Annotated in this window: 14 protein-coding genes; 9 read left to right on the forward strand and 5 right to left on the reverse strand. The window is 34.5% G+C overall.

Features of this window, described 5'->3' with window-relative positions; genetic code table 11:
- Positions 1-237: 237 nt before the first annotated feature.
- Complete coding sequence (locus tag ACNQGG_RS14375; RefSeq protein ID WP_417965079.1) at positions 238-657, forward strand: hypothetical protein; 420 nt, start codon at positions 238-240, stop codon at positions 655-657.
- A 43-nt stretch (positions 658-700) separates the two neighbouring features.
- On the opposite strand, the gene hemL is transcribed toward ACNQGG_RS14375, so the two are convergent.
- The 5 genes from hemL to ACNQGG_RS14400 all read right to left on the reverse strand — a co-directional run bounded on the left by hemL (position 701) and on the right by ACNQGG_RS14400 (position 6500).
- Positions 701-1987, reverse strand: a complete 1287-nt coding sequence (gene hemL / locus ACNQGG_RS14380; RefSeq protein WP_417965081.1) for a glutamate-1-semialdehyde 2,1-aminomutase — start codon at positions 1985-1987, stop codon at positions 701-703.
- A gap of 32 nt (positions 1988-2019) precedes the next feature.
- Positions 2020-2916: a glucosaminidase domain-containing protein gene (locus ACNQGG_RS14385; protein ID WP_417965083.1), complete on the reverse strand. Its 897-nt coding sequence runs from the start codon at positions 2914-2916 to the stop codon at positions 2020-2022.
- The gene (locus ACNQGG_RS14390) at positions 2909-3763 is read right to left on the reverse strand and encodes a 1-aminocyclopropane-1-carboxylate deaminase/D-cysteine desulfhydrase (RefSeq protein ID WP_417965085.1); all 855 of its coding nucleotides are present in this window, start codon (positions 3761-3763) and stop codon (positions 2909-2911) included. The genes ACNQGG_RS14385 and ACNQGG_RS14390 overlap by 8 nt, the downstream gene beginning before the upstream one ends.
- Positions 3764-3896: 133 nt before the next feature.
- Entirely contained in the window at positions 3897-5732 is a 1836-nt protein-coding gene (locus ACNQGG_RS14395) for a T9SS type A sorting domain-containing protein (RefSeq protein ID WP_417965087.1), read from the reverse strand.
- A gap of 429 nt (positions 5733-6161) precedes the next feature.
- Positions 6162-6500 carry a hypothetical protein gene (locus ACNQGG_RS14400; protein WP_417965089.1) on the reverse strand — a complete coding sequence of 113 codons (339 nt, stop codon included), beginning with the start codon at positions 6498-6500 and terminating at the stop codon, positions 6162-6164.
- A gap of 122 nt (positions 6501-6622) precedes the next feature.
- Between ACNQGG_RS14400 and ACNQGG_RS14405 the strand changes: the two genes are divergently transcribed.
- The 8 genes from ACNQGG_RS14405 to ACNQGG_RS14440 all read left to right on the forward strand — a co-directional run bounded on the left by ACNQGG_RS14405 (position 6623) and on the right by ACNQGG_RS14440 (position 14214).
- Entirely contained in the window at positions 6623-6799 is a 177-nt protein-coding gene (locus tag ACNQGG_RS14405) for a DUF5522 domain-containing protein (RefSeq protein WP_417965091.1), read from the forward strand.
- Between the two features lie 238 nt (positions 6800-7037).
- Complete coding sequence (locus ACNQGG_RS14410) at positions 7038-9020, forward strand: urocanate hydratase (protein WP_417965093.1); 1983 nt, start codon at positions 7038-7040, stop codon at positions 9018-9020.
- A gap of 49 nt (positions 9021-9069) precedes the next feature.
- The gene (locus ACNQGG_RS14415) at positions 9070-9606 is read left to right on the forward strand and encodes a DUF4136 domain-containing protein (RefSeq protein ID WP_416856981.1); all 537 of its coding nucleotides are present in this window, start codon (positions 9070-9072) and stop codon (positions 9604-9606) included.
- 262 nt (positions 9607-9868) lie between these two features.
- Positions 9869-10264, forward strand: coding sequence for a group III truncated hemoglobin (locus tag ACNQGG_RS14420; protein WP_417965096.1), 396 nt, complete (start codon positions 9869-9871; stop codon positions 10262-10264).
- A gap of 101 nt (positions 10265-10365) precedes the next feature.
- Entirely contained in the window at positions 10366-11499 is a 1134-nt protein-coding gene (locus ACNQGG_RS14425) for an esterase-like activity of phytase family protein (RefSeq protein ID WP_417965098.1), read from the forward strand.
- A 101-nt stretch (positions 11500-11600) separates the two neighbouring features.
- Positions 11601-12098: a hypothetical protein gene (locus ACNQGG_RS14430; protein ID WP_417965100.1), complete on the forward strand. Its 498-nt coding sequence runs from the start codon at positions 11601-11603 to the stop codon at positions 12096-12098.
- Between the two features lie 169 nt (positions 12099-12267).
- Positions 12268-12411, forward strand: coding sequence for a hypothetical protein (locus ACNQGG_RS14435; protein WP_417965102.1), 144 nt, complete (start codon positions 12268-12270; stop codon positions 12409-12411).
- Positions 12412-12456: 45 nt separating this feature from the next.
- Entirely contained in the window at positions 12457-14214 is a 1758-nt protein-coding gene (locus tag ACNQGG_RS14440) for an aromatic amino acid hydroxylase (protein WP_417965104.1), read from the forward strand.
- Positions 14215-14292 lie beyond the last annotated feature (78 nt).

Genomic DNA, 14292 nt, shown 5'->3' on the forward strand with positions numbered 1-14292 from the left:
AACTCGAGAAACAAAACCGAATAAAAACTGATAAATATCATACGCTATTCTACTTTATCAAATACCTTAGTTTTCAAAGCCCTTTTGAGACTGTTTTAAAATCAATACGTTATGGCCAATCATACTAAACTATCATTTTTTTTTTAAACAACTAGGAATAAAAAATAAACTTTTGCTAACAGATTAAACCTTTGGTCTCTATCACTGTCTTATAATTATAACTTAAAAACAAAACAAATGAAAAAATTAATTATTGCTGCATTATTAGTTGTTGGAATGACCAGTTTTGCTCAAGACAGAAAAGAAAGACCAGCAAGAGCTGATATGGAAAAATTAACTCCTGAACAACGCAATGAATTAATGTTAAAAAAAATGACATTAGACCTTGATTTGAATGCAAAACAGCAAGAGCAAATGAAACAGGTTATTGCTGAACAAAGCGCCAAAAGAGAAGCCATGAGAGCGGAACGAAAAGCAAATCAGGAAAAAAATACTGACGAGCGTTTTGATATGAAAAGTAAAATGATGGATGAGCAAATTGCAATGAAAAGTAAAATGAAAAGCATCTTATCAGCGGAACAATTTGAAAAATGGAATGCAGAAAAAGAAAAACAACAAGAAAGAAGAGGTGATCGAAGAGGCGGTGATCGAAAATAAGAATAAAAAAACTTCCGGTTTCGCCGGAAGTTTTTTTTTATAATTAAAAAGTTTTAGAAACTTTATCTACAGCTTGAATTGTAAAATCTAAATCATCGTATGTTAATGCATCCGTAATGAACCAGGTTTCGTAAGCGGATGGAGCAATGTAAATTCCTTCTTGTAATAATCCATGAAAGAATTTCTTGAAAGTTTCATTATCTCCTTTGGCGGCAGTTTGAAAATCTACAACTGGAGCAGCGTCAAAATGTACTGAAATCATAGATCCAATGCTATTGATTGTAAAAGCAACATTATTTGCTTTCAAAACTTTTTCCATTCCTGCAGCTAAATACGCTGTTTTTTCTTCTAATCTTTGAAAAATAGCACGATCATTATCTAACGCTTCTAACATCGCTAATCCAGCAGCCATTGCTAACGGATTTCCTGATAAAGTTCCTGCTTGATAAACAGGACCTAATGGCGCCAGATAATTCATAATTTCTTCACGGGCAGCAAAAGCTCCAACTGGCAAACCGCCGCCTATTACTTTTCCGAAGCAAACTATATCAGCAGTTATATTGAATAATTCCTGAACACCGCCTCTGGCAAGTCTGAATCCCGTCATTACCTCATCAAAAATCAATAGAATTCCATTGTCTGTACACAAGTTGCGTAATCCTTCCAGAAAACCTTTGTTTGGAGGAATACAACCCATGTTTCCTGCAACTGGCTCAACGATTATTGCTGCAATTTCATTTTTATTAGCTTCAATTAAAGCCTTCACATTCTCTAAATCATTGTATCGTGCCAGCAAAGTATCTTTGGCAGTTCCTGCGGTTACTCCAGGACTATTTGGTGAACCAAAAGTAATGGCACCACTTCCGGCCTGAATCAAAAACGAATCAGAATGACCGTGATAACAACCTGCAAATTTTATTATTTTATCTCTTTTGGTAAATCCACGGGCTAATCTTACCGCACTCATACAAGCTTCGGTTCCTGAATTTACAAATCTGATTTTATCGATATTCGGAACCATGGAAACAGCCAAAGCTGCAATTTGAGTTTCTAATTCTGTTGGCATTCCAAAAGAAGTTCCCAATTTAGCTTTCTCAATCACGGCTTGTACAACCGGTTCAAAAGCATGACCTAAAATCATAGGCCCCCATGAATTGATATAATCGATTAAACGGTTACCATCTTCATCATACAAATAGGCACCTTTGGCACTTTTGACAAAAATTGGAGTTCCACCTACCGCTTTAAAGGCTCTTACTGGCGAATTTACACCTCCTGGAATTACTTTTTCTGCTTCAGCAAAAAGCTGACTGCTTCTTTTATATAACATTTAATAAATTATGAGTTATGGTTATTTTTTAATTATTTCACTATCAGTTTTTGCCCAATAGAAAGTATATTATTCGAAAGATTATTGATCCGCTTTAATTCATCCACCATCAGGTTGAATTTCTTCGAAATCGAATAAAAAGTGTCTCCTTTTTGAACTTCATATAAAGCTACATCTTGGCTTTTTGATTTTTTAGTTTCTACTGTCAATTCTTCGACCAATTGTTTTTCATTCGACACATAATTCACATCTAAAACCTGGCTGTCATATTGATGCAAATTATAGCGTTCAATATAGGAAATCAATTTATCAGGATATCTTGGATCAGTTGCATAACCAGCCGTTCTTAATCCTCTGGCCCACGCCTTATAATCTCCTTTTGGCAATGCAAATAATTTAGAATACCTGCTTCTACCGGTAAGAAATATAGCATGATCTTTAAACGATTCCGATGGATTATTGTATTTTCTGAAGCATTCCTGATCAGAATCATCATCATGCCGCACACTCTCTCCAGTCCAGCCTTCATGACATTTTATACCAAAATGATTATTGGCACTTATAGCCAAATCCCCCACTCCGGCACCAGATTCTAAAATTCCTTGAGCCAAAATAATACTTGCAGGTATACCAAAACTCTTCATATTTCCCATTGCAATTTCTTTAAATTGAGAAATATAAGCTTTCACAACAGCATTCGTGACTACCGTTTTTGAAGTAGAAACAATTACTTCCGTTTCACTAATCGTTGGTTCTTTTTTTACGGGTTTTGTAATAATTGATTTTGGGACATTCGGTTTTTTAACAGTGGTAACAACTTCTGATTTTGGTTTTAAAGCAACTTTTTTCGTAGTTACAATAACTGGCTTTGTAGCTTTACAACCTATCAAAGTTAGTATTGTGAGAATCAGCAGAATTTTTTTAAACATTGACATTGATTATTGGTAATTGTTTGTTTCTTAATTTTATATTCATTCCCTGAATTCCCTGAATTCCTCCGGTATGAATTAATAAGATTTTTGATTGATCCGGAAAATAGTTCTTATGTATCAAATCTATAACGCCAAAAACCATCTTTCCTGTATAAATAGGATCCAAAGGAATTTGATTATCTTCATAAAACTGATTAATGAACCCGATTAATTCGTTATTTACTTTTCCGTACCCTCCAAAATGGTAATCAGTAATTAATTCCCAATTCTCATTTTGTGCAAAATTACGAATTTCCTCTTTTAAAAAATCACCTTTTAAAGCGGGAAAACCTAAAACTTTTTGATGGGATAAAACACTGTTTATAATTCCCGAAATAGTGCCACCTGTTCCTACTGAACAACAAATGTAATCAAACACAGCATCGTCTTTAGTTAGAATTTCCTGACAGCCCTTGATAGCTAATTCATTGGTTCCGCCTTCTGGAATGAGATAAAAGCTGCCAAATTTTTGTTTTAAATTTTCTAAAAATGAAATCTCGTTTTTTAAGCGATACGCTTCTCTCGAAATAAATTCCAATTGCATTCCGCAGTTTTGAGCAAATAACAAGGTGGGATTTCCTGAGATTTTACTTCCCAATTCATCACCCCGAATAATCCCAATAGTTTTAAATCCTTTTTCTTTTCCTGCAAAAGCTACTGCTGCAATGTGATTTGAAAAAGCGCCCCCAAAAGTAAGTACTGTTTCCTGGTTTTCTTCTTTCGCCTGAAGCAAATTGTATTTCAATTTTCTAAACTTATTTCCTGAAACAAAGGGATGAATTAAGTCTTCCCTTTTAATATGCACTGAAATTGAGTTTGGAAATGATAGTGTTAACTGTTGATTCAAGCTGAGTTATTTTTTTACAAAGGTAAAATTTATATATAATAAAAATGCAACCTCAACCGATTGCATTTATTGTTTTCATTTCAAATGAGTTTTAGCTTTTAATAATTATTTTTTTACCAACCTCAATAGTGTCTTTCGTAGATAACCTAACTATATAAATTCCATCTCCAAGACCCGACGTCGAAAATTTATAAGAGGCATTTACTCCCAAATCTTTTTTACTAAAAATTAATTTTCCGGCTACATCATATAAACTGCAAGTAGCAAGATCCATTAACAATGGATTATTGATTGTTAGATTTTTAGTGGAATTATTTTGATAAACCACAAAACTTTCACTTGCTAAATCTTTAACTCCCAGAGAAAGATTAGTTTTAAACGTAATTTCAAATTGTGTTTTGTTGACCCCAGCAGGAAGAGTCATTTCATAGAAATTATTTTTAATATCAAAATATTTATCCGCCACTTTATCATGTAAGTAAACATTTTCAGCTTCTGTAAAATTCAAAATTTCTTTTACTGTAATTTTATAATTGGCTTGATCCTCATTTCTAAAACCAATAGGGATTTTTTTATCAACATTAAAGTTAACCGCATCTATCACATATTCGTTATCCTCTAATACAAAGTAAACATCTGCAGGAGAATCATCACTTGAAGACATAGCGTCCATAGCACGATCAACACCGTCAGTAGCTTCAGGAATAAATGCCAGCGCTAGTTGGCGTACTCCTTGATTATTCATCAAGGTATTGAATCTAATTTGTGGTGTTGGCAAAAGAGTCACTTTAGTATAGTCTAAACCCGAAACTGATTGAATATCCGACAAATAATAAGAAGAATTTTTCGTTTTACTTTTATTCCCATTTTTATTAAATTGTGAATAATTTACTGCATTTTCTTTAACAAATACTCGATAACTATTTTTCATTTCAACCGTACCGTTAACCAGACCATCGATCAAAAACCCCTGCCCAATAGGACTAAAACGTCTTTCGTAAACTGCTCCTGTACCTGTAACTGTTCCCTCATTTCCTGAACCATCGTAAGAATAGAATGTTGCAGGAACATAAATACCTGACCCCTGTCTGGAAACAGGGGAAAATGCTCCATACCCCCCCTTATAATCTGCTATATAATGAGAGTTCACTGTTTTATCTTGTTCCCAGAAATATGCAATTCCAGTACAATTTGTCGCATCGGTTAAAAAAGCAGATAAATCTATTGCCGATGGATAAGGATTTCCAGTTAATGTATATTGTTCAAATGCAACTGGAATAGAAATTGTTCCGTCATTCGGTTTTCCTCTAAAATCATATCTTTGCTGACTTATCGGATTGTTTTGAACACCATTTACCGTAGTTAAATTAGTTCCCGAAGTTCCCTTCATCGTAAAACCTTCTCCTGCATTTAGGCTAGAAGCAGAACCCACTTGAATCCAATTTGAATAATCCGATGTTGCTGACAATTTATATATCCAATATGGGGCAATTGCAAATGGACTTGCCGTACCATTATAATTATTGATTGCTAAAATAGTTGGATTATTACTGTTTGTCAAATCAACAATATCTTTAAGTTGGGTTATCCCAAAAGGAGAATTTCCTACAGTAGCACTACTCCCTCCAACCGGTGAACACCAATAATTGTATTGAAAATTGTTTGTAGTTCCTTCTTGAAAAACGGATAAGTTTCCTAACCCTTTATTAGTTCCTGCTACTGTGGATCCTTGTAATAATTGAGCATCTCTCCTTAAATAAAAATTACTGTTGGCTGCATTTAATTCCAAGTCTTGTTTAATATATACAACTTCATTACTTGCAAAGACAAAACTATTAGAACTTACATACATCTGCGCATTGACATTGCTCTGAAATAAAACTCCAGAAACAATCAAAAGTGTTTTTTTTAGTAATTTTGAGTTCATAAGCTTATGAATTAAATTAATTTGTAAGTTTTTTAATGATAAATTTTATTAGACACAATAATTTCTTTAAATAAAAGAAGATGAAGTTATTAGGAATAATAAAAAATTAAAGTAGCATTTATAATCACGATTTTCAGAAAATGAAACCCACTATTTAATATTTCATCTAAAGTTACGAAAAAAACAAGGTTACAACCTTTATAAATACCGATAAAAAGTACAAAAAATCGTTTAAATACATCTTTTATTATTTTAATAATATAATTTCTTACAATTAAAAAAATGAAATAAAACAAAATACATCTGATTAAAAAATTTATGTATCAGACAGAAAAAACTTAGGAGTCTTCGTGATTTGTATTTCTTGATTCTCAAACAGAAACAGGGAAAAATGTTCTTAAATTATCAAAGCGATAATCTGACAAGTGGCTACTGACTAAAAAAAAGATACTTTGAAAATTGTAAAAAAGGCCTGCTTTTCAAATACTCTAAATCCCTTTCATTGGCGTAAGCTTCTCTTTCAAAACTAATATTTCTATAAGCTAAATCAGCTTTCTTGTATTGAATCAAACGAAAAAAATATTCTATAAAATACCAAATAAAAAAAGGAATCACCAAGAGCTCTAATTGTTGGCGCAAGTGTATTTTTTCATGATTAACAAAAACCTTGTTTTCTATGTCAATACGGTATTTTACAAATACAAAAGGAAATGCGGCCAATCCACGATATCCTTTTGGAATTAAATATTTAGCAACAATTAGAAACATTCACTATAAAATTTATAAATTTGTAATGATAAATTGGCTCTATTTAATGAAAAACTCAATCGATTGAGTTCTTTTGTAAATTAAAGCAAATCGAACACTTTTACAATAGAATAATACCAGTTATGAATGAGCAAAGTAATGAAAATAAATTAATAGAAGGAGAAGATTTCTATTTCACGCCGGAAGGTTACAAATGTTTCACTGAAAAATACCATTTAAAACGTGGCTATTGTTGCAAAAGCGGTTGTCGTCATTGCCCTTATGGTTATGATAAAAAAACAGGCACAAATAAAAAGTAGTCAATATTCAGATACAGATAGTAGAATCAAGAGAATGCAGTTTTCAAAAAACATCAACAAAAAACTAAATGGATATTTGTTTACAGAAATATAGAATCAAAATTCATAAATCCTACCATAGGTCGGATATTCGTTATCCTTAGTGTATTCTTAAAATTAAAATGGTGTCCTATCGAGCGCAGTCGAAATCCTTTTCTTTTAAAATTACACATAAAAAATTTAACGAATAACATCAAAAATGACTTTCCAAGAACAAATTCAACAAGGAATTCCATCGGTTTTACCAAAAATAAAACCATACGAAACGGATATCAATCACGCCCCAAAACGCAAAGAAATCCTTTCTACTGAAGAAAAAAAACTAGCATTACGTAATGCCCTTCGTTATTTTGAACCTCAACATCATGCTGAATTAGTAAAAGAATTCTCAGTAGAGTTAGAAACATATGGCCGTATTTACATGTACCGCTTTCGTCCTGATTACAAAATGTATGCGCGATCTATTGCTGAATATCCGGGAAAATGCGAACAGGCAAAAGCAATCATGTTGATGATTCAAAATAATTTGGATTACGCCGTGGCACAACATCCGCATGAGTTGATTACCTATGGCGGGAATGGAGCTGTTTTCCAAAACTGGGCACAGTATCTTTTGACAATGCACTATTTGTCGGAAATGACTGAAGAGCAAACATTGACCATGTATTCCGGCCATCCTATGGGATTGTTTCCTTCGCATAAAGAAGCTCCACGAGTTGTTGTCACAAATGGAATGGTCATTCCTAATTATTCCAAGCCGTATGACTGGGAAAAAATGAATGCATTAGGCGTTTCTCAATACGGGCAAATGACTGCCGGGAGCTATATGTACATTGGTCCACAAGGAATTGTTCACGGAACAACCATTACCGTTTTAAATGGTTTTCGTAAAATAAAACGCAGTCCAAAGGCTGGTTTATTTGTTACCTCAGGATTGGGCGGGATGAGTGGTGCACAACCAAAAGCGGGAAATATTGCCGGTTGCATTACCGTTTGTGCCGAAGTAAACTCAAAAATCACCCATATTCGCCACAGTCAGGGCTGGATTAATGAAGTGGTAGAAAATGTAGATGAATTAGTAAAAAGAGTCGCTTTGGCGCAAGCCAATAAAGAAACCGTTTCTATCGGCTATCTTGGAAATGTGGTAGATGTTTGGGAAAAATTTGACGAGAAAAAAATCCATATCGATTTAGGATCCGATCAAACTTCCTTACATAATCCTTGGGCTGGAGGCTATTATCCTGCCGATCTTTCCTTTGAACAAGCAAATGAAATGATGGCTAATAATCCTGATTTATTTAAAGTAAAAGTACAGGAAACATTACGCAGACACACTACTGCTATCAATAAACATACTGCTAGAGGAACCTATTTCTTTGATTATGGAAATGCATTTTTACTGGAAGCTTCCCGTGCAGGTGCTGATGTAATGGCGGAAAATCATATCGATTTCAGATATCCGAGCTACGTTCAGGACATCATGGGACCAATGTGTTTTGATTACGGTTTTGGTCCTTTCCGATGGGTTTGTGCTTCGGGAAAACCAGAAGATTTAGCCAAAACAGATGAAATTGCCTGTCAAGTTCTGGAAGAAATGGCAAAAACAGCTCCTGAGGAAATTCAGCAACAAATGCAGGACAACATTCACTGGATAAAAGGTGCACAAGAAAACAAGTTGGTTGTAGGTTCACAAGCCCGAATCCTTTATGCTGATGCCGAAGGACGTGTAAAAATTGCTGAAGCTTTTAATCAGGCTATAGCCAAAGGCGAAATAGGAATTATAGTTTTAGGCAGAGATCACCATGATGTCTCTGGCACAGATTCACCCTACAGAGAAACGTCTAATGTTTATGACGGCTCCCGTTTTACCGCCGATATGGCGATACAAAACGTCATTGGAGACAGCTTTCGAGGAGCCACCTGGGTATCCATTCACAATGGCGGCGGTGTAGGCTGGGGCGAGGTAATTAACGGTGGATTTGGTATGGTTCTTGATGGTTCAAAAGAAGCTTCAAGACGTTTAGCATCAATGCTTTTCTGGGATGTCAACAACGGAATTTCCAGAAGAAGTTGGGCTAGAAACGATGGAGCATTATTTGCAATAAAAAGAGCGATGGAGACGCAACCTTTATTGAAAGTAACCATCCCTAATATAGTAGCCGACAATTTGTTGGATTTTTAAAAATTTGAACGTATCTTTAGTAAACATATAGATATCAAATAATCACACCATGAAAGCAATTAAACTCCTTCCCGTACTTCTACTTTTCGTAATTGCATCTTGCAGTTCTGTAAAAGTGTATTCAGATTATGACAACAATGTAGATTTTAGTCAATACAAAACGTATGCTTTTCATAAAAAAGGAATTGATAAAGTTGAAATTTCAGAATTAGACAAGAAAAGAATACTAAATGCCATAGACCGGGAATTAAGCAACAAAGGAATGACCAAAAGTGAAAATCCAGATTTGCTGATTAATATACTAACTAAAGAAAGAGAAAAAATTGATGTAAACCAATACAACGCCGGATGGGGTTATGGTTGGGGATGGGGATGGAATCCTTATTTATGGGGAGGCCGCAGCACTTATGTTTCGTCATCAACCGAAGGGACATTGTATATTGATTTAATCGATGCCAAGAAAAAAGAATTAGTTTGGCAAGGTGAAGGTGTAGGTTATTTGACTGAAAACCGCAGTGAAAAAGAAAAACAAATCAATGAATTTGTGGCAAAAATTTTAGAACAATTCCCGCCTGTTAAAAAGTAAGCAGTTTTCAGATTTATAGTAAACAGTAACAATAATCCTAGTATAAATAACCCTTAAAAAAATAGCCACGAATTAGCACCAATTTGAAATAAAAATAATCAAAAAAATTTGTGTTGATCCGTTTAATGTGTATAATCTGAGTGCTATTTTTGTTGTTAAGTAACATTGTGGACAAGCAACTAATCTAAAAAGTAGCAAGAACCTTTAAACTATTATTTGATATAAATGGCCTACCTTTACGTAGGCTTTTTTATATAAAATCATGACACAACTTACGGATATTACCACTCTCGAAGACATAAAATTACTTGTTGACACCTTCTACTCCAAAGTTCAAAAAGATAAATTTATTGGACCAATATTCAACGAAAAAATAAGCAACCGATGGCCGGAACATTTAGAAAAAATGTATCGCTTCTGGCAAACAATTTTACTCGAAGTTCACTCTTATTCCGGCAGCCCATTTCCGCCCCACAAACAATTACCGGTTGCCAAAGAACACTTTGAACGCTGGATGGAAATTTTCATTGAAACTACAGATAGTTTATTTGTTGGCCCATTAGCTGAAGAAGCTAAACTTCGCGCTATGAATATGGCTGAAATGTTCAATTATAAAATTGAGTATTTCAGGAATGCCAAAAAAGAACTAAATCCTTAACGAATTATTAAAGACTAACCAATCAACTTTTTTTCGATTACCAGTATCTTTGAAACAAAAATACAATTCAAAAACCACACGAATACTATACTAAATAAAATATGCGTAAATTTTCAATTCTCGTTGTTTTACAAGCTATTCTCCTTTCTTGTTCCAATTTAAAACAAACTGCTGAAAACAAATCAACTCCCAGTTTAAAGTTTATCAGTTCGCTCGAAATTCCTTTTAATCAAACTTTTCAAGATACTAAGGTTGGTGGTTTATCCGGAATCGATTATAATGCAAAACAAGACCTGTATTACCTCATATGCGACGACAGATCGGTGTTTAACGATTCCCGATTTTACACTGCAAAAATTCGTTTGGTCGAAAATAAATTAGAAAGCATCCATTTTCAAAGCGTCACTACTTTAAAAAATGAAACTGGAAAAAATTTTGGTAACTGGAATACTAGCCCAACAACAGCAACCGACCCTGAAGATATTCGATTCAATCCAAAAACTAATTCCTTAGTTTGGAGCAGCGAAGGCGCTCGTGTAATTACCGCAGATAAATTAATTTTACAAAACCCTTCTATTAATTTTATAGATTTAAAAGGTAATTTTCTTGGCAAAGCCAAATTGCCAACGAATTTAGAAATGCAAAAAGCAGAAAAAGGCCCTAGAAATAACGGAACTTTAGAAGGAATAACTTTTGACACAAAACACAAAAACATTTACACCAACATTGAGGAACCATTATTTGAAGACGGTGACCAAGCCAATACCAGCAAAGGAGCTTTTATCAGATTGTATCAATTTAATGCCAAAACCAAAAAGAACACTGCTCAATATGCATACAAATTAGAACCTATTGCATTAGAACCGAATCCAAAAGATGCTTTTGCCGTAAATGGAGTTTCAGCGATTCAATATTATGGTAAAAACCAGTTGCTGGTTGTGGAACGCTCTTATTCTGCGGGTACTCAAGCTTGCACGATTAAAGTTTATCTTTGTGATTTGAAAAAAGCAACTAATGTTAAAAACTACGGTTCAATAAAGAACCAAAATTTTGAATTAGCTTCCAAAAAACTGATTCTAAACATGGATGATTTGGGGATTTTTATTGACAATATCGAAGGACTTACTTTTGGACCAAAATTGGCTAACGGACACCAATCCATTATTTTTATTTCGGATAATAATTTTTCTGAAATGCAAAAAACGCAGGTGTTGGTGTTTGAGTTGGTAAAGTAATAAATCCAAAAAACATCTATCAATCCACAATACCGATGGCGCAAGATTATATTCTGTGCCAACAACAGTAAAAAAATAAAGTATTTAATTTAAAAGACACTATGAAACATAATTGGAGAATCTTTGAACTTATTTTGTCAGGTATTCAAATTTGTCTTGGATTTTTTATATTGTTTGTGGTCTATTTAACATTCAAAGATTATTACCTTGTTTTATGGAAAAATCCATTGATGGATCATAATGCAATTATTGAAGTAGCTTTAAGAAAAAATTTGACATTAGTACTTATGTCATTTTTATCAGTTTTATCAGCAGTTTTTTTAATTAAAAGCTTAACAAAAGGCTGGATCATGAGTATAATAACTTGGATTATGTTTACTGTTATATTGATAATTAATACTTATAGAATAAATCAACTCAATCCGAAAGAGGTGGATTTGGTTTCAAAATTTATTACAGGTTTCATCATAATTTTTTTTATAGCTATCACAATAGCATTAAACAACAATGCATTTATACAAAAATACAACCCAGCCAAATTTACTTGGATTACGATAGTGGTTTCTATTGTTGTCCTTACAGCTACAAAATTTATTTAAAAAACAGAAAACTGGGTCGAGTTTGCATTGGATATTTTTGTGTGATTGCGTCATTCCTCGCAATGACAAACTAAGCGAAAGTCAGCTTAAGTCAAACCTAATCTCAAATTACACCACCACTCCCCTAGCCTAGATTACTTCACTATACTTTTATTTTTATTGGAGTTCAGTGAACTTCGTTTGCAATGAAAAGCTTTTTGTGAAAGCCGTTTTGGTTTTTCTTGCTGCCGAAAAGCGACCGGAGGAAGCTCTTGCAGCAACTTTAGAAAAACAAACGAGTTTGCAAAAACTTGCAATGAAAAGCTGGAAATAGCTCCTTAAATTCGTACTTTTGCAACGTAACTACAACGATTTCGAAATGAACTCAACTATTGAAAGTAATCCGTTATTAGACCGATTGCCAACGCACTTAAAGCAATTTATTAAGCCTCAAGACTATAGCGATTACACACCTATAAATCAAGCGGTTTGGCGATATGTGATGCGTAAAAATGTGAATTACCTTTCGAAAGTGGCTCATAGTTCGTACCTCGAAGGATTGAAAAAAACAGGAATTGAAATTGACCACATTCCCAGCATGTATGGCATGAATAGGATTCTGACCGAAATAGGTTGGGCTGCCGTGGCGGTGGACGGATTTATTCCACCAAATGCTTTCATGGAATTTCAAGCGTATAATGTACTCGTAATTGCTTCCGATATTCGTCAACTCGAACATATAGAATACACGCCGGCACCAGATATTATTCACGAAGGTGCAGGCCACGCACCCATTATTGCCAATCCGGAATATGCGGAATACCTGCGTCGTTTTGGGGAAATAGGCTGCAAAGCGATTTCTTCCAATAAAGATTACCAAATGTACGAAGCCATCCGACTGCTTTCTATCTTGAAAGAGGCGGAAGACACACCACAAGCCGATATTGATGCTGCCGAAAAAGCGGTGGAGGATTTGCAAAACAATATGGGTGAATTATCGGAGATGGCACAAATTAGAAATCTACATTGGTGGACCGTAGAATATGGCTTGATAGGAACTCTCGACAACCCGAAAATTTATGGCGCCGGACTGCTTTCTTCTATTAGCGAAAGTGCATGGTGCATGACTGATAATGTGAAGAAAATCCCTTACGATATAGCAGCAGCCAATCAGAGTTTTGACATTACAAAACTGCAACCGCAACTTTACGTCACCCCAGATTTTGGGTATTTAAGCTTGGTTTTGGAAGAGTTTGCCAATAAAATGGCATTGCGTACCGGAGGATTATCGGGAATTAATAAATTGATTCATTCCAATGCTCTAGGAACTATTGAACTGAGTACCGGAATTCAGATTTCGGGTGTGTTTACCAATGTTATTGAAGAAGAAGGAAAACCCGTTTATATCCAAACTACAGGAAAAACTGCCTTATCGTATAGAGAAAAAGAACTAGTAGGCCATGGAACAATTAAACATCCCGAAGGTTTTGGAAGTCCTATTGGCAAACTAAAAGGTATAAATCTCGCAATTGAAGACATGAGTCCAAGAGACTTAAGTGCCTATTCTATCACTGAAAACAAAAGTATAACCTTAGAATTTGAAGGTAACATTACGGTAAAAGGAGAAATTATAACTGGCTCCAGAAACCTGCATGGCGAGATTATTTTAATCAGTTTAAAAAACTGTACCGTAACTCATAGAGAAACTGTTTTGTTTCAACCGGAATGGGGCAATTACGATATGGCGATAGGAAAAAAGGTGATTTCGGCTTTTTCAGGCCCTGCTGATGTGAATAGTTTTGATCTGATTTCGCATGTACCGAAAAGTAAAACCATCAAGGCGAAACATACCGCGGAACGTGATGATTTAGAGATTTTATATCAAACGATTCGAATGATCCGAGAATCCAAAGACATGCAAACTTCTTTAGCGCCCATTTTTGATAAATTACATACCAATCACCCAAATGACTGGTTGTTAGCAGTTGAAATCACGGAACTTTTGAGAGACCGAAACGAACCGCAACTGTTACAGGAAGTTATAGCTTATCTTGAAAATTTAAAAGAAAAAAGACCCGAAGTAGCGCATTTGATTGCAGGTGGTTTAGACTTGATTTTTGATAAGGATAAAGCGTAAAATTTTATTAAATAATTCTTTGAATCATAGGATTACAATAAAAAACAACCGCAAATTCGCAAATTATTTAGCGAATTT

Source organism: Flavobacterium esculini (genome assembly GCF_048284325.1).
Lineage (GTDB): Bacteria > Bacteroidota > Bacteroidia > Flavobacteriales > Flavobacteriaceae > Flavobacterium.